This window comes from Streptomyces hundungensis (genome assembly GCF_003627815.1).
Lineage (GTDB): Bacteria > Actinomycetota > Actinomycetes > Streptomycetales > Streptomycetaceae > Streptomyces > Streptomyces hundungensis_A.
Window position 1 is genome coordinate 7,237,862 of sequence record NZ_CP032698.1, and the last position, 16,127, is coordinate 7,253,988.

Sequence of the window (16,127 nt, forward strand, 5' to 3'; positions counted from 1 at the left end):
CGTACGAACGTACGAAGCGGACCGGGCGGGCCGCGCCGTGCGGTTACGCGGGCGCGGTCGCCGACGCGATGCGCTCCGCGCGCAGCGCCTCGTACCACCGGTCGTCGGTCGGCGGCAGCGCGTTCACGTCGAGGGCCAGCTTCAGGAGCATGTCCGCGATCTGCGGATTGCGCGCGAGGACCGGGCCGTGCATGTACGTGCCGAAGACGGTGTCGTTGTACGCGCCCTCGGTGCCGTCCCCGGTGCCGTTGCCCTTGCCCATGCGCACCCGGGCGAACGGGCGGGCGGTCGGGCCGAGGTGGGTGACGCCCTGGTGGTTCTCGAAACCGGTCAGCTGGGGCAGCCCGAGGCGCTCGTCGATGTCGCCGAGCACGTCGCCGACGCAGCGCTCGCCCTCGCCGCGGGTCGAGATCACGTCGAGCAGGCCGAGGCCCTCCTGGCGCTCGCCGACGTCGTTGATGAACTCGTGCCCGAGGATCTGGTACCCGGCGCAGACCGAGAAGATGATCGCGCCGTTGGAGGCGGCGCGGCTCAGACCGGTGTCGCGGCGCAGCCGCTCGGCCGCGAGCCGCTGCGGCCGGTCCTCGCCGCCGCCGATGAGGTAGATGTCACCGGAGGTCGGGATCGGCTGGTCGCTGCGGACGTCGAGCCGGTGCACGTCCAGACCGCGCTGGCGCGCCCGGCGCTCCACGACCAGGGCGTTCCCCTGGTCGCCGTAGGTGCTCAGCAGGTCGGGGTAGACCCACACGAGGCGCAGGCTGTTGTCTGCCATGTCGCTTGCTTGCTCCTTGCTGGGGTCAGTTGCCGACGACGCGGCGGACGTCCTGGAAAGCGGTGTAGTTGGCGATCAGCTCGATCCGCCCGGGCGGCGCCAGCTGGGTGCACTCCTCCAGGCTCTCGCAGACCCGGAAGTTCAGGTTCGCGACCTCCAGACGCACCGCGAGGTCCAGCTTGCGGTCGCCGATCACGAAGATCGGGTGACCCGCGAGCCGGGTGTAGTCGACGTCCCACAGCCAGGAGGTGTCCGTGCCGTCCGCGCCCCGGGCGTTGACGGACAGGACGACCGGCGTGGGCGGCGGGTCGATGAGGGAAAACGTTTCGAGCCAGCCCGCCGGGTTCTTCGCGAGCAGCAGCCGCAGCTCCCGGCCCTGGAAGGTGACGACGTCATAGCGGCCGGCCACCGCCTGCACCTGGTACATGCGTTCCAGGGCGACCTGCGGCGGCACCCCGAACACCGCGGCGACCGCGGCGGAGGTGGCGGCGTTGGCCTTGTTGGCGCGGCCGGGAAGCTGGAGGTGGATCGGCCAGGCCGAGCCGTGCGGGTCCAGTACGTAGTCGCCGTTGAGGACCCAACTCGGCGCCGGGCGGCGGAAACCGCACTCGCCGCAGAACCAGTCGTCGCCGGGCCGCTGCATCACACCGCCGCAGGCGGGGCACGACCAGGCGTCGTCCTTCCACTCCTGACCGGCCGCCACCCACACCACATTGGGGGAGGAGGACGCGGCCCACACCACCAGCGGGTCGTCCGCGTTGGCGATGACCACGGCCTTGGTGCCGGACAGGCCCTCGCGCCACTTCTCGGCGAGCATCCGGGTCTCGGCGGCGCGGTCGAGCTGGTCGCGCGAGAGGTTCAGGAGCGCGATCGCCTTCGGCGTCACATCGCGCGCGACGCCCGCCAGATACTTCTCGTCGACCTCGATCACGCCGTACTTGGCGTCCGAACCGCCGGCGAGCGCCGAGGTGATGCCGGCCGGCATGTTCGCGCCGAGCGCGTTCGACACCACGGGGCCGCTGGCCCCCAGTGCCTCGGCGATCAGCCGGGTCGTGGTCGTCTTGCCGTTCGTCGCCGACACCAGGACGACGTCCAGATGAGTGGCGAGCCGCCCGAGCAGATCGGGGTCGAGCTTGAGCGCGACGCGCCCGCCGATCACCGATCCACTGCCCCGGCCCGCCGCGCGCGACACCGCCGCGGCGGCCTTGCCCGCGGTCACCGCCAGCTTGGCTCGCGGTGACAGGGGCCCGGCACCTCCAACGTGTCCTGACATCGTCCTTGATCCTCCTTGCGCCTGGGTCGGGTGTCAGCCTATCGAGATCCGGTCAGCGCCCCGAACCGCGCCACCATCCGAAATGGCTTCGGCTCCTGGGAACGTACTCTTGCGGCCATGCGCCACCGTCCCATTCCCGGCAGTTCCGGCTCCGTACGAGAGATGAGTCTCCTCGGCGACCGCTCGCTGCACGCCCCCTGCGAGCCCGTCACGGACTTCGGTCCCGCGCTGCACCGACTCGTCGAGGACATGTTCGCCACGATGTACGCGGCCGACGGGGTCGGCCTGGCGGCCAACCAGATCGGTGTCGCCCAGCGGGTGTTCGTGTACGACTGCCCCGACGACGAGGACGTACGGCACCTGGGGTACGTCGTCAACCCCCGCCTTGTGGAGGCGGGCGGCGTCGAGGTGCGCGGGCCCGAGGGCTGTCTGTCGCTGCCGGGCCTCGAGGCGCCGACCTCGCGGTTCGACCGAGCGGTGGTGGAGGGGGCGGACCTTTCCGGCGCGGCCGTGCGGGTCGAGGGTACGGGGTTCTTCGCGCGGTGCCTTCAGCATGAGTGCGATCACCTCGACGGGGTGGTGTACGCGGACCGGGTCACGGGTTGGGCCAAGTCCCGCCTGCGACGCGCGATCCGAAAGTCTCCCTGGGGCTCCGCCCCAGACCCCGTTCGCGCCTGAACGGCGCTCGTCCTCAATCGCCGGACGGGCTGAAGGTGCCCCAGCACCGAGTAGTCAGGGGCGCGGGGAACTGCGCGCCCAGCCACCCACGGTCCGCAGGATCGAGAGGGTTTAGGGGCGCGGGGAACTGCGCGCCCAGCCACTCACGGTCTGCGGACGACGTACTCCGCCGGAGGCTTTCGGGAAGGGGTGGGGTGGGGATCAGAACCCCGGGCCGTCCACGCGGTCGGCCGCCGCCGCGAGCCGGCCCCACAGCAGGTCGGCGAGGGCCCGCACCAACTCCGCGCGGGAGCAGGGGCGTTCACCCAGCCACCAGTCGCCCGCCGCGTGCATCATGCCGACGATCCCGTGCCCCCAGACCCGGGCCAACACGTCACTGCCCGGCCCGAGGTCGATCCGCTCGGCTATGACGACGCCGAGGTCCTCGCCCATGCGGCGCAGCAGCGGCGCCGAGTGGCGGCCCACGTCGAAGCCCTGCTCGGACTCGGGCGCCGGGGCGTCCTCGGCGGGGTGCATCAGGAAGCGGTAGACCTGGGGCCGCGCCTCGATGGCCGCGAGATAGGTGTCCAGGGTCGCCTCGACCCGCTCGCGACGCTCGGCCGGGGCGTCGAGCGCGGCCCGCAGCGCGGAGAGCAGGGCGTCGGTGTGCCGCTTGGCGAGCGCCCGGTAGAGGCCGCCCTTGTCGCCGAAGTGGCGGTAGAGGATCGGCTTGGTGATGCCCGCCTCCGCCGCGATCGCGTTCATCGACGCCTTGGGGCCGTCCCGTAGCACCACCCTGTCCGCCGCCTCCAGCAGTTCGCGCCGCCGGCGCTCCGCCGCCGTTCGCTGCTGTTCGGCCTGCTGCGTGGTCTCCATGGGTCTCTTCTCCCCGCCCGTACTGCGTCTTCCGTGGGTTCCCGCTGTCGAAAGCCTTGCGCAACGTAACACTCCGCCCGCCCGTGCTGCTGCCCGGCGGGTGGCTGGTTGACAGGGGCTACCCGTCGGTAACAGACTGCTGTTACCGCAAGTAACGCATGAAGTGGTGGAGGGGTCATGGCCGAGTTCACAATGGATCTCAACGACGACCAGAAGCAGGTCCGGGACTGGCTGCACGGCTTCGCCAAGGACGTGATCCGCCCCGCCGCCGCCGAGTGGGACGAGCGTGAGGAGACGCCCTGGCCGGTGATCCAGGAAGCCGCCAAGGTCGGAATCTACTCCCTCGACTTCTATGCGCAGCAGTTCTTCGACCCGACCGGTCTCGGCATCCCGGTCGCCATGGAGGAGCTGTTCTGGGGTGACGCGGGCATCGCCCTCTCCATCGTCGGCACCGGTCTCGCCGCCGTCGGCGTCCTCGCCAACGGCACCGAGGAGCAGATCGGGACCTGGATCCCCCAGATGTACGGCGATGTGACCGACGTCAAGGTCGCCGCCTTCTGCTCCTCCGAGCCGGACGCCGGCTCCGACGTCGCCTCGATGCGTACCAAGGCCGTGTACGACGAGGCCAAGGACGAGTGGGTCCTGAACGGCACCAAGACCTGGGCCACCAACGGCGGCATCGCCAACGTCCATGTCGTCGTGGCGGTCGTCGACCCCGAGCTCGGCTCCAAGGGCCACGCCTCCTTCATCGTGCCGCCGAACACCCCGGGCCTGACCCAGGGCCAGAAGTTCAAGAAGCACGGCATCCGCGCCTCGCACACCGCCGAGGTCGTCCTGGAGGACGTCCGCGTTCCCGGCCACTGCCTGCTCGGCGGCAAGGAGAAGCTCGACGAGCGCCTGGCCCGCTCCCGTGAGAAGGCGAAGGCGGGCGGCGGCGAGCGCGTCAAGAACGCCGCGATGGCCACCTTCGAGGCCTCCCGCCCGGCCGTCGGCGCGATGGCCGTCGGCACCGCGCGGGCCGCGTACGACTACGCCCTCGACTACGCCAAGACCCGCGAGCAGTTCGGCCGGCCCATCATCGACAACCAGGGCATCGCCTTCCAACTCGCCGACATGCGCACCCAGATCGACGCCGCCCGGCTCCTGGTGTGGCGCGCCTCCTGGATGGCGACCACGGGCAAGAAGTTCGAGTCCGCCGAGGGCTCGATGTCCAAGCTGTACGCGAGCGAGACCGCGAAGAAGGTCACCGGGCAGGCGATCCAGATCCTCGGCGGCAACGGCTACACCCGCGAGTACCCGGTGGAGCGCATGCACCGGGATGCTGCCATCTACACCATTTTCGAAGGCACCAGCGAGATCCAGCGCCTCGTCATCGCCCGCACCCTGTCGGGCATGCCGATCCGCTAGGCGCGCAGCCCGAAGGCCTGCCCGCGAGCCGCCCCGGCGGACCCGTTCTGCCCTGGCGGCCCCGCAACAGTGCCCTTGCGTACCTGGCCCCGGAGCGTCTTCACCGCGTATGCAGAAAGGGATGTTTTCCAGCGCAGGAAGAGGCTCCGTGCACGACCATGACGATGCCAGAAGGGTCGACGCCGCCCACGGGCGCGGCCCGGCGGACAAGCCCGCGGCCAAGGGTGCCGCACCGCCGCAGGGCCTGCGCGCACTACAGCACTCCGCCGGGAACGCGGCCGTTCTGCAACTGCTCCGCCAGGCCGGTCACACGGGGGAGCGGGACGAGCACCAGCACGGTGCCGGCTGCGGCCACCCGGCCCAGCAGCCCGCGGTGCAGCGGTCCGCCGTGCACGACGTCCTGCGCGGCAGCGGCCGCCCCCTGGACGAGGCGACCCGGGGCGACATGGAGGCGCGGCTCGGCGCGGACTTCTCCGACGTACGCATCCACAACGACGCCGCCGCCAAGGCCTCGGCCGCCGAGGTCGGCGCCCGCGCCTACACCTCGGGCAGCCATGTCGTCATCGGCGACGGCGGGGCCGACAAGCACACGCTGGCCCACGAGTTGACGCATGTCATCCAGCAGCGCCAGGGCCCCGTCGCGGGGACCGACAACGGCTCGGGGCTCAAGGTCTCCGACCCCTCCGACCGGTTCGAGCGCGAGGCGGAGGCCAACGCCACCCGGGTGATGTCGGGCGGCTCCAGCCGGCAGTCCGCGCCCCCGGCCGCCGACTCCGGCGCCGACCGGTCGGCTCCGGTCCAGAGCGCCCCCGCCCAGCCGGCGGTGCAACGCGCCATCACGGTCACCCTCGACGGATACGCGAGCGCCAAGAACGTCGCGGACAAGAACGACCTGACGCGGCAACAGATCGGCGAGTACTACCGGATGGTCGTCGTGGACGACTACCAACTGGCCGTCGCGTACGCCCAGGACGGCGGCAAGCGGCTCAAGGGCCTGGCGAAGGCGCTGCGAACTCCCACCGGAAACGGGGCAGTTGAGCTGGACGCCCTCGTCGCGGCGATCCAGGACGTCATCGCCACCGATGTGCCCGCGGAGCTGCGGGCCAACAAGAACACCCGGTACGCGGTGGAGCCCCAGGGCGGCTACCAGCACCAGAGCCTGCCCGGCGGCAAGGAGGGCGTCTGGGCGAACGACGACGAGATGTGGGACGAATTCGGCCAGGGGCTCGGAGAGCGGGCCCAGGAGGCGCAGGAGACCACCGGCCGCACCGGCAACGACCCCCTCAAGCAGCTGACCTGGGGCATGGCCAAGGAGCTGTTGCCCCGGCCGCTGACGAACCTGATCTTCGACGTGCGGTTCCAGCTGGAGAGCGGCACCCTGCTCGACGAGCGGACACCGGACCAGCTCACCCGCAGGGACGCGACGCCGAACGAGCCGGGCACGCTCAGGAGTTGGCACCAGGACGACTCGGGCCGACTGCCCTCCACCGGCGCAGACCACTCCGGCGGCCCCGAGGCCTTCCGCGCCCAGGTCCCGGCGGAGAGCCAGGGCCTGCACGACCACTACCGCGCCCACTCCCAGGCGGGCACGGGGTCCTCGACCCTGAACGCCGCCGGGTTCCCCCGTGGCTTCGCCGAGTACACGGGAACCGGCTCCAACTCCGAGCACAACACCAAGGTCGTCCTCGACTACATACAGAAGCGCGTCTATCTGACGCTGACGCACTACCAGTACTGGGGCCTGGTCGTCGCCAACGGGCGCACCTACTTCGTGCCCTCCGGCACCCAGGACGTGGTCCATGCCGACGGCGGCATCCGCACCGGGATGCAGCGCCAGCGCATCGCCGCGGGGACGCCGTACCGCCTCATGAGCCCCTGGGTGCAGATCCTGGCGTGAGACGCGGCGAGGCGCTCCGTCCTCGGGTGAGGGCGGAGCGCCGTGCTGCCGCGGACCGGGTCAGGCGGGCAGGTTGGCCTCGATGAGCGCCACGACCTCGGGGGCCTCGGGCTCGGTGCGCGGGCGGACGCGGGCCGCCACCTCGCCCTGCGGGGAGATCAGGAACTTCTCGAAGTTCCACTGGATGTCGCCGGCCTCACCCTCGGCGTCGGTGGTCTTCGTCAGCTCCGCGTAGAGCGGGTGCCGGTTCTCGCCGTTCACATCGGTCTTCTCCAGGAGCGGGAAGGTCACGCCGTACGTCGCCGAGCAGAACGTGCCGATCTCCTCGGCGGTGCCGGGCTCCTGGCCGCCGAACTGGTTGCACGGCACGCCGAGCACGGTCAGGCCGCGCTCGCCGTACTGCTGCTGAAGGCGCTCCAAGCCGGCGTACTGCGGGGTCAGTCCGCACTGGGACGCCACATTGACCAGGAGCACGGCCCGGCCCTTGTACTCGGCGAGCGAGGTCGCCTGGCCGGTCAGGGTGCGCAGCGGAATGTCGTACAGGCTCATTCGGTAACTCCTTCTGGAAAAAGGTGAGTTGATCAGTCGCCGGACAGGGTGAGGGGGCGGAAGAGGCCTTCCTGGACCACCGACACCAGCAGTTCGCCCGCGCGGTTGTAGATCCGGCCCCGGGCGAGGCCCCGCCCGCCCGTCGAGACCGGGGACTCCTGGTCGTACAGGAACCACTCGTCGGCGCGGAAGGGGCGGTGGAACCACATGGCGTGGTCGAGGGAGGCCATGTCGAAGCCGCGCGGACCCCACAGCGGCTCGACCGGGATGCGCACCGCGTCGAGCAGCGTCATGTCGCTGGCGTACGTCAACGCGCAGGTGTGCACCAGCGGGTCGTCGCCGAGCGGGCCCACCGCGCGCATCCACACCGCGCTGCGCGGATCCGCGCCCTCGATCTCCTTGGGCGTCCAGCGCAGCCGGTCCACGTACCGGATGTCGAACGGCTGGCGGCGCGCCATCCGCTCCAGGGCCTCCGGCAGCGCCCCCAGGTGCGCGCGGATCTCCTCGGTGACCGTGGGCAGCGACTCCGGCTCGGGGAAGTCCAGGCGCGGCGGCAGCTGGTGCTCGATGCTGCCGGGCTCCGGACGGTGGAACGACGCCGTCAGGTTGAAGATCGTGCGGCCCTGCTGCACCGCGGTGACCCGCCGGGTGGTGAAGGACCGCCCGTCGCGGACCCGCTCCACCTGGTAGACGATCGGCACGCCGGGACGGCCCGGCCGCAGGAAGTAGGCGTGCAGCGAGTGCACCGGGCGCTCGCCGTCCGTGGTGCGCCCGGCCGCGACCAGGGCCTGGCCCGCGACCTGGCCGCCGAAGACCCGCTGGAGGGACTCCTCGGGGCTGCGGCCGCGGAAGATGTTGACCTCGATCTGCTCCAGGTCGAGGAGGTCGACGAGTCTCTCCGCCGGGTTGGTCATGGGGTCGCGGTCCTTTCGGAACGGGGGGAGTGGGGGTCAGAGCTCGCCGACGTCGGTGACGCGCAGCACCGCGCGGCCCTCCTCGTCGGAGGCCGCCAGATCGACCTCCGCGCTGATGCCCCAGCCATGGTCGCCGTTGGGGTCGGCGAACGTCTGGCGGACGCGCCACAGGCCGTGCGCCGCGTCCTCCTCGATGGACAGGAGCTTGGGGCCGCGGGCGTCGGGCCCGGTGCCGAGGTCGTCGTACTCGTCCCAGTACTTGTCCATCGCCTCGCCCCAGGCGTCCGCGTCCCAGCCGGACTCCGCGTCCAGCTCGCCGAGCGCGGTGAGGTTGTCCAGGGCCGCGAGCTCCACCCGGCGGAACATCGCGTTGCGCACCAGGACCCGGAAGGCGCGGGCGTTGGCCGTGACCGGCTTGACCTCGTCGGCCTTCTCCTGCGCCTCCTCGGCGGTCTGCACCTCCGGGTTGGCGAGCTGCTCCCACTCGTCCAGGAGGCTGGAGTCGACCTGGCGGACCATCTCACCGAGCCAGGCGATGAGGTCTTCCAGGTCCTCGGTCTTCAGGTCGTCGGGGATGGTGTGGTCCAGCGCCTTGTACGCGCTCGCCAGATAGCGCAGGACGATGCCCTCGGTACGCGCGAGCTCGTACCAGGAGGTGAACTCCGTGAAGGTGAGCGCCCGTTCGTACATGTCGCGGATGACGGACTTCGGCGACACCGGGTGGTCGCCGACCCAGGGGTGCGACGTCTTGTAGACGTTGTACGCGTGCCAGAGCAGCTCCTCCAGCGGCTTCGGGTACGAGATGTCCTGGAGGCGCTCCATGCGCTCCTCGTACTCGACGCCGTCCGCCTTCATCTGCCCGACGGCCTCGCCGCGCGCCTTGTTCTGCATCGCGGCGAGGATCTGCCGCGGGTCGTCGAGCGTCGACTCGACGACCGAGACCATGTCGAGCGCGTAGGAGGGCGACTCCGGGTCGAGGAGGTCGAAGGCGGCCAGCGCGAAGGTGGAGAGCGGCTGGTTCAGGGCGAAGTCCTGCTGGAGGTCGACGGTGAGCCGGATCGTGCGGCCCTCGGCGTCGGGGGTGTCCAGCTGCTCCACCACGCCGCCGTCGAGCAGCGAGCGGTAGATCGCGATGGCCCGGCGGATGTGCCGCAGCTGCGCCTTGCGCGGCTCGTGGTTGTCCTCCAGGAGGTGCCGCATCGCCTCGAAGGCGTTGCCCGGCCGGGCGATCACCGAGAGCAGCATGATGTTGGTGACCCGGAAACGGGAGGTCAGCGGCTCGGGCTCGGAGCCGATCAGCTTCTCGAAGGTGGTGTCCGACCAGGCCACGAAGCCCTCGGGGGCCTTCTTGCGGACCACCTTGCGGCGCTTCTTCGGGTCGTCGCCGGCCTTGGCGAGCGCCTTCTCGTTCTCGATGACGTGCTCGGGCGCCTGCGCGACGACATAGCCCGCCGTGTCGAAGCCGGCCCGGCCCGCGCGCCCCGCGATCTGGTGGAACTCACGGGCCCGCAGGGTGCGCACCCGGGTGCCGTCGTACTTCGTCAGGGCCGTGAACAGCACCGTGCGAATGGGGACGTTGACGCCGACGCCGAGCGTGTCCGTACCGCAGATGACCTTCAACAGGCCTGCCTGGGCGAGCTTTTCGACCAGGCGGCGGTACTTGGGCAGCATGCCCGCGTGGTGGACGCCGATGCCGTGGCGCACGTAACGGGACAGGTTCTGGCCGAACTTGGTGGTGAAGCGGAAGTTGCCGATCAGGTCGGCGATCTTGTCCTTCTCCTCGCGCGTACACATGTTGATCGACATGAGCGACTGCGCCCGCTCGACCGCCTGCGCCTGCGTGAAGTGCACGATGTAGACCGGCGACTGCTTGGTTTCGAGCAGCTCGGTCAGCGTCTCCGTGATGGGCGTCGTGACGTACTCGTACGAGAGCGGCACGGGCCGGGTCGCCGAGCGGACCACGGTGGTCTCACGGCCGGTGCGGCGCGTCAAGTCCTTCTCGAACATCGAGACGTCGCCGAGGGTGGCCGACATCAGGACGAACTGCGCCTGGGGGAGCTCCAGGATCGGGATCTGCCAGGCCCAGCCGCGGTCGGCCTCGGCGTAGAAGTGGAACTCGTCCATCACGACCTGGCCGATGTCGGCGTGCTTGCCGTCGCGCAGCGCGATGGAGGCGAGCACCTCGGCGGTGCAGCAGATGACGGGCGCGTCCGCGTTGACGGAGGCGTCACCGGTGAGCATGCCGACGTTCTCGGTGCCGAACAGCTTGCACAGGTCGAAGAACTTCTCCGAGACCAGCGCCTTGATCGGCGCGGTGTAGAAGGTCACCTCGTCCCGGGCCAGCGCCGCGAAGTGCGCACCCGCCGCCACCAGGCTCTTTCCCGAGCCGGTCGGGGTGGACAGAATGACGTTGGCCCCCGAGACGACCTCGATCAGCGCCTCCTCCTGGGCCGGGTACAGGGTGATGCCCTGGTCCTCGGCCCAGGTGGAGAAGGCCTCGAAAAGGGCATCGGGGTCGGCACTCGGCGGCAGCTGATCGATAAGGGTCACGACCCCATCTTGCCTGGCGCGGGACCGTAAGCGGGAACCGGCCACCGGCGCCAAGATCATGACGGGTAGGCTGCCGGCTCGGCCCGTCCGCGGACGAGCCGTCAACGGGGCGTCAACGGGGCGTACGAGCAAGAGGAATGGGGCGGGGCACGGCCATGATGGGACCAGCGCACTCACTGTCGGGGGCCGCTTCCTGGCTCGGGGTGGGCGCCGCCGCTGCCGCCGCCGGACACCCCATGCCGTGGCCGGTGCTCGCCGTGGGCGCCCTCATCACGGCAGGCGCGGCCCTCGCGCCCGACCTCGACCACAAGTCGGCGACCATCTCGCGCGCCTTCGGGCCGATCTCCAAAGGCCTCTGCGGCATCGTGGACGAGCTGTCGCACGCGGTCTACAAGGCGACCCGGGGCCCCGGCGACCCCCGCCGCAACGGCGGCCACCGCACCCTGACCCACACCTGGCTCTGGGCCGTTCTGATCGGGGCGGGCGCCTCGGCGGCGGCGGTGTTCGGCGGGCGCTGGGCGGTCCTCGCGATCCTCTTCGTGCATCTGGTGCTCGCCGTGGAAGGCCTGCTGTGGCGGGCCGCGCGGGTCTCCAGCGACGTGCTGGTGTGGCTGCTCGGCGGGACCAGCGCGTGGATCCTCGCGGGCGTCCTCGACAAGCCGGGCAACGGCTCGGACTGGCTCTTCACCGGGCCCGGCCAGGAGTACCTGTGGCTGGGTCTGCCGATCATTCTCGGCGCGCTCGTGCACGACATCGGTGACGCCCTGACGGTCTCGGGGTGCCCGATCCTGTGGCCCATTCCGCTGGGCCGCAAGCGGTGGGCGCCCGTGGGGCCGCCGAAGGCGATGCGGTTCCGTGCCGGGAGCTGGGTGGAGCTGAAGGTTCTGATGCCGGTGTTCATGGTGCTGGGGGGTCTGGGGGCGGCGGGCGCCCTGAACGTCATCTGACCCTGCGCTGCCCCCACCCCGCCCCTTCCCTCAACCCTCCGGGGGATCCGCCCCCGCCGCACACGACCATCCGCGCAGTTCCCCGCGCCCCTGGGGGGTGCCGCCGTGCGTTTTTGTCGGACGACCGTGCGTGGCTGAGCGCGCAGTTCCCCGCGCCCCTAGGGGGGCCTGCTGTGTGGCTTTGGCGGTCGATCGTGCGTGGTTGCTCGCGCAGTTCCTCGCGCCCCTAGGGGGTGTGCTGTGCGGGGTTTGCCGAGTCCTGAAGACGCCGGCCGGGGGCAGCGCCCTGAAGGGGCGCGGGGAACTGCGCGCTCAGCCACGCACGGTCCATGGTGAGAGGCGTACCGGCAGAACCCTCGCCGCAGCGCCGGGAGGGATGGCACCCCCAGGGGCGCGGGGAACTGCGCGGTCAGCGACGCACGGTCCGCGGTGTGAGGCGTACCGGCAGAACCCTCGCCGCAGCGCCGGGAGGGATGGCACCCCCAGGGGCGCGGGGAACTGCGCGGCCAGCCACGCACGGTCCGCGGCGTACAGACGTACAGGGGGGCCGGGGGCACCCCGGGTTGTTGAGACCACCCCGCCCCGCACCGGGGTGCCGAGCCCCCCCGCGCCGCAGGCTAGCCGTGCCAGGATCGCCAGAGCGCGGCGTACGCGCCCCCCGCCGCCACCAGCTCCTCATGGCTGCCCAGCTCCGCGATCCGCCCCCGCTCCACCACCGCGATCACATCCGCGTCGTGCGCGGTGTGCAGGCGGTGGGCGATCGCGACCACCGTGCGGCCGTCCAGGACGCGGGCCAGGGAGCGTTCCAGGTGGCGGGCGGCCCGGGGGTCGAGCAGGGACGTCGCCTCGTCCAGGACCAGCGTGTGCGGGTCGGCCAGGACCAGACGGGCCAGCGCGATCTGCTGGGCCTGCGCGGGGGTGAGGGCGAGGCCGCCCGAGCCCACCTCCGTGTCGAGGCCGTCGTCCAGCCCCCGCGCCCACCCGTCCGCGTCGACCGCCCCGAGCGCCGCCCAGAGTTCGGCGTCGTCGGCGCCCGTGCGGGCCAGGAGCAGGTTGTCGCGCAGCGAGCCCACGAAGACGTGGTGCTCCTGGTTGACCAGGGCCACCTGCTCGCGCACCCGCTCCGCCGGCATCCGCGAGAGCTCCGCCGCGCCGAGCGTGACGCTGCCCCGGCGCGGCGCGTAGATCCCGGCGAGCAGCCGGCCCAGCGTCGACTTGCCCGCCCCGGAAGGACCGACCAGGGCGACCCGGGTGCCTGGGGCCACCGAGAGCGACACCTCGTGCAGGACGTCCACGCCCTCGCGGTAGCCGAAGCGGACCGCGTCCGCCTCGACGTGCCGGCCCGAGGGGCGTACGCCCGCGTCCCCCGCGTCCGGCTCGATGTCGCGGACCCCGACCAGACGGCCGATCGAGACCTGCGCCACCTGGAGCTCGTCGTACCAGCGCAGGATCAGCCCGACCGGCTCGACCAGCATCTGGGCCAGCAGCGCCCCCGTGGTGAGCTCGCCGACCGTGATCCAGTCCTTGAGGACGAAGACCCCGCCGAGCGTCAGCACCGACACCATGATCGTCATATGGGTGACGCTCACCACGGGGAAGAGCACCGAGCGCAGGAACAGGGTGTACCGCTCCCACGCCGTCCACTCCCGGATCCGCCGGTCCGAGAGCGCGATCCGCCGCGCGCCCAGCCGGTGTGCCTCGACCGTGCGCCCCGCGTCGACCGTCTCGGTCAGCACGGAGGCGACCGCCGCGTACCCGGCGGCCTCCGAGCGGTAGGCGGCCGGGGCCCGCCGAAAGTACCAGCGGCACCCGGTCACCAGGACCGGCAGCGCGACGAGCACCGCGAGGGCGAGCGGCGGGGCCGTGACGCCGAGGGCGCCAAGGAGCAGCGCCGCCCACACCACGCCGATGGCGAGCTGGGGCACGGCCTCGCGCATCGCGTTGGCCAGGCGATCGACGTCCGTGGTGATCCGGGACAACAGGTCGCCCGTGCCGGCCCGTTCGAGTACGCTCGGCGGCAGCCCGACCGACCGCACCAGGAAGTCCTCGCGCAGATCGGCCAGCATCTCCTCGCCCAGCATGCCGCCGCGCAGCCGGACGATCCGTACGAACACCGTCTGCACGACCAGCGCCGTCGCGAACAGGGCGGCCACGCGCCCCAGTTGGAGGTCGCGCGCCCCCGCGGAGAGGTCCTCGACGACGCCGCCCAGGAGGTAGGGGCCCACCATCGACGCGATGACGGCGACGGCGTTGGTCCCGATCAGGATCGCGAACGCCCCGCGGTGGCGCCGCAAGAGCTCCCGTATGTACGCGCGGACGGTCGCCGGGGTGCCCACCGGCAGGGTGGTGGCCGACTCGGGGGCCGCCGGGTCGTACTGCGGTGCTGCCACGCCGATCATGCCGACTCCTCCACTTTCTCCAGGGCCTGCGCCTGCTCCTCGTCGGTCTCACGGGTGACGACCGCGCGGTAGCGGGCGTCGGTGCGCACCAGTTCGCGGTGCACGCCAACCGACGTGACCTCGCCCTCGTGCACGAACACGATCCGTTCGGCCAGGTCGAGGAGGAGCGGCGACGAGGTGAACACCACCGTGGTCCGCCCGGCCCGCAGTCGCTTGATGCCCTCCGCGACCTTCGCCTCGGTGTGCGAGTCGACCGCCGAGGTCGGCTCGTCGAGCACGAGCACCTCGGGGTCGACGACCAACGACCGCGCCAGCGCCAGGCGTTGGCGCTGGCCGCCCGAGAGCGACCGGCCGCGCTCGGTGATCCGGGTGTCCATCGGGTCGCCGTCATGGTGCACCGACGCCTGCGTGAGCGCTTCCAGCACGTCCTCGCAGCACGCCGCCGCGAGCGCGTCGGCCGCCTCGACCTGCCCCGACGACGGCACGTCGAGCAGTTCCCGCAGCGTGCCGGAGAGCAGCACCGGGTCCTTGTCCTGGACGAGGACGGCGGTACGGGCGCGCTCGAGCGCCAGCCCGTCGAGGGCGACCGAGCCGAGCAGCACCGAGGGCAGCCCGCCCGGCTCGGCGGCGTGTCCGCCGAGCCGGTCCGCGAGCCTCCCGGCGGCGTCCGGGTCGCCGCACACCACGGCCGTGAACCGGCCCTGAGGTGCGAGCAGCCCGGTCGCCGGGTCGTAGAGATCACCGGACGGCAGAGCCGCTCGTGGCCCGGACGGCACCCCCGTGTCCGTCCCGGCCGGGTCGGTGACCCGCTGGAGCGCGAGCACCCGGGCCGCCCGCTTCGCGGAGGGCCGCGAGAAGGAGTACGCCATCGCGATCTCCTCGAAGTGCTGCAAGGGGAACAGCATCAGCGTCACCGCGCTGTACACGGTGACCAGTTCACCCACCGCGATCCGCCCGTCGAGCGCGAGGCGCGCGCCGTACAGGACCACCGTGATGAGCAGCAGCCCCGGAAGCAGCACCTGGACCGCCGAGATCAGCGACCACATGCGGGCGCTGTGCACGGCCGCCCGGCGCACCTCCTGGGAGGCTTCGCGGTAGCGGCCGAGGAAGAGGTCCTCGCCGCCGATGCCCCGCAGCACCCGCAGCCCCGCGACCGTGTCGGACGCCAACTCCGTTGCCCGGCCCGCCCTTTCGCGCTGGAGGTCGGCGCGCTTGGTGGCGCGCGGAAGCAACGGCAGGACGGCCAGGGCGAGTACGGGCAAGGCGATGGCGACGACGACGCCGAGCGCGGGCTGGTAGATCAACAGCCCGACGCAGATGACCACCAGCGCGCCGGCCGACGCCGCGAACCGGGAGAGCGCCTCGACGAACCATCCGATCTTCTCGACGTCACCGGTGGAGACCGCCACCACCTCGCCGGCCGCGACCCGGCGGGTGAGCACCGAGCCGAGTTCGGCCGTCTTGCGCGCGAGCAACTGCTGGACCCGGGCGGCCGCGGTGATCCAGTTGGTGACCGCGGTGCGGTGCAGCATCGTCTCGCCGACCGCGATGGCCACGCCGAGCAGCACATTGAGCGCGGCGGCGAACGCGAGCCGGTCGCCCGAGCGGTCGACGGCCGCCTGCACCGCCAGGCCGACGGTCAGGGGCAGCCCGGCGATGCCGCACTGCTGGAGCAGGCCCCAGCCGAGCGCCTTGAGCTGGCCGCCGAGCTGGTTGCGCGCCAGCCAGTACAGGAAGCGGGGACCCGAGCGGACATCCGGCTCGCCCGGGTCCGAGTACGGAAGATCGCGAATCTGCATGGCGTCCCGGGCTTCCTCGCGTCGAATGGCTGGAGCCGTGCAAGGTTCGCCCTTCGTGCCCGTGGATTTCAATCGATTTTTCCGCGT

12 protein-coding genes are annotated in these 16,127 nt (G+C 71.7%); 4 read left to right on the top strand and 8 right to left on the bottom strand.

From position 1 onward, the window contains the following. Window positions 1-43 precede the first annotated feature (43 nt). Together DWB77_RS32185 and DWB77_RS32190 are read right to left on the bottom strand one after the other, a co-directional pair. On the bottom strand, window positions 44-772 hold the full coding sequence (locus DWB77_RS32185; RefSeq protein ID WP_120725581.1) for a type 1 glutamine amidotransferase: 729 nt from the start codon (window positions 770-772) through the stop codon (window positions 44-46). 25 nt (window positions 773-797) lie between these two features. Further along, window positions 798-2,045: a Mur ligase family protein gene (locus DWB77_RS32190; RefSeq protein WP_120725583.1), complete on the bottom strand. Its 1,248-nt coding sequence runs from the start codon at window positions 2,043-2,045 to the stop codon at window positions 798-800. Window positions 2,046-2,162: 117 nt separating this feature from the next. On the opposite strand from DWB77_RS32190, the gene def reads away from it, so the two are divergent. Next, window positions 2,163-2,723, top strand: coding sequence for a peptide deformylase (gene def, locus DWB77_RS32195; RefSeq protein WP_120725585.1), 561 nt, complete (start codon window positions 2,163-2,165; stop codon window positions 2,721-2,723). A 201-nt stretch (window positions 2,724-2,924) separates the two neighbouring features. On the opposite strand, the gene DWB77_RS32200 is transcribed toward def, so the two are convergent. Beyond that, window positions 2,925-3,578, bottom strand: a complete 654-nt coding sequence (locus tag DWB77_RS32200) for a TetR family transcriptional regulator (RefSeq protein WP_120725587.1) — start codon at window positions 3,576-3,578, stop codon at window positions 2,925-2,927. A gap of 177 nt (window positions 3,579-3,755) precedes the next feature. Here DWB77_RS32200 and DWB77_RS32205 point away from each other — a divergent pair, with 177 nt between their 5' ends. Together DWB77_RS32205 and DWB77_RS32210 are read left to right on the top strand one after the other, a co-directional pair. Continuing rightward, entirely contained in the window at window positions 3,756-4,985 is a 1,230-nt protein-coding gene (locus DWB77_RS32205) for an acyl-CoA dehydrogenase family protein (RefSeq protein WP_120725588.1), read from the top strand. Between the two features lie 121 nt (window positions 4,986-5,106). Beyond that, window positions 5,107-6,882, top strand: a complete 1,776-nt coding sequence (locus tag DWB77_RS32210; RefSeq protein WP_120725590.1) for a DUF4157 domain-containing protein — start codon at window positions 5,107-5,109, stop codon at window positions 6,880-6,882. Between the two features lie 60 nt (window positions 6,883-6,942). Here DWB77_RS32210 and DWB77_RS32215 read toward each other — a convergent pair whose 3' ends face one another. From DWB77_RS32215 to DWB77_RS32225, 3 genes are read right to left on the bottom strand one after another with little or no spacing between them, the layout of a single operon-like run. After that, the gene (locus DWB77_RS32215; RefSeq protein ID WP_120725592.1) at window positions 6,943-7,431 is read right to left on the bottom strand and encodes a glutathione peroxidase; all 489 of its coding nucleotides are present in this window, start codon (window positions 7,429-7,431) and stop codon (window positions 6,943-6,945) included. 32 nt (window positions 7,432-7,463) lie between these two features. Continuing rightward, window positions 7,464-8,345, bottom strand: a complete 882-nt coding sequence (locus DWB77_RS32220) for an acyl-CoA thioesterase (protein ID WP_120725594.1) — start codon at window positions 8,343-8,345, stop codon at window positions 7,464-7,466. Between the two features lie 36 nt (window positions 8,346-8,381). Next, entirely contained in the window at window positions 8,382-10,955 is a 2,574-nt protein-coding gene (locus DWB77_RS32225; RefSeq protein ID WP_120725596.1) for a DEAD/DEAH box helicase, read from the bottom strand. 95 nt (window positions 10,956-11,050) lie between these two features. Between DWB77_RS32225 and DWB77_RS32230 the strand changes: the two genes are divergently transcribed. After that, window positions 11,051-11,842 carry a metal-dependent hydrolase gene (locus DWB77_RS32230; protein WP_120725598.1) on the top strand — a complete coding sequence of 264 codons (792 nt, stop codon included), beginning with the start codon at window positions 11,051-11,053 and terminating at the stop codon, window positions 11,840-11,842. A 617-nt stretch (window positions 11,843-12,459) separates the two neighbouring features. On the opposite strand, the gene DWB77_RS32235 is transcribed toward DWB77_RS32230, so the two are convergent. Continuing rightward, window positions 12,460-14,241 carry an ABC transporter ATP-binding protein gene (locus DWB77_RS32235; protein ID WP_120725600.1) on the bottom strand — a complete coding sequence of 594 codons (1,782 nt, stop codon included), beginning with the start codon at window positions 14,239-14,241 and terminating at the stop codon, window positions 12,460-12,462. Next, window positions 14,238-16,040, bottom strand: coding sequence for an ABC transporter transmembrane domain-containing protein (locus DWB77_RS32240; protein ID WP_120725602.1), 1,803 nt, complete (start codon window positions 16,038-16,040; stop codon window positions 14,238-14,240). Before DWB77_RS32240 ends, DWB77_RS32235 begins: the two co-directional genes overlap by 4 nt. Window positions 16,041-16,127 lie beyond the last annotated feature (87 nt).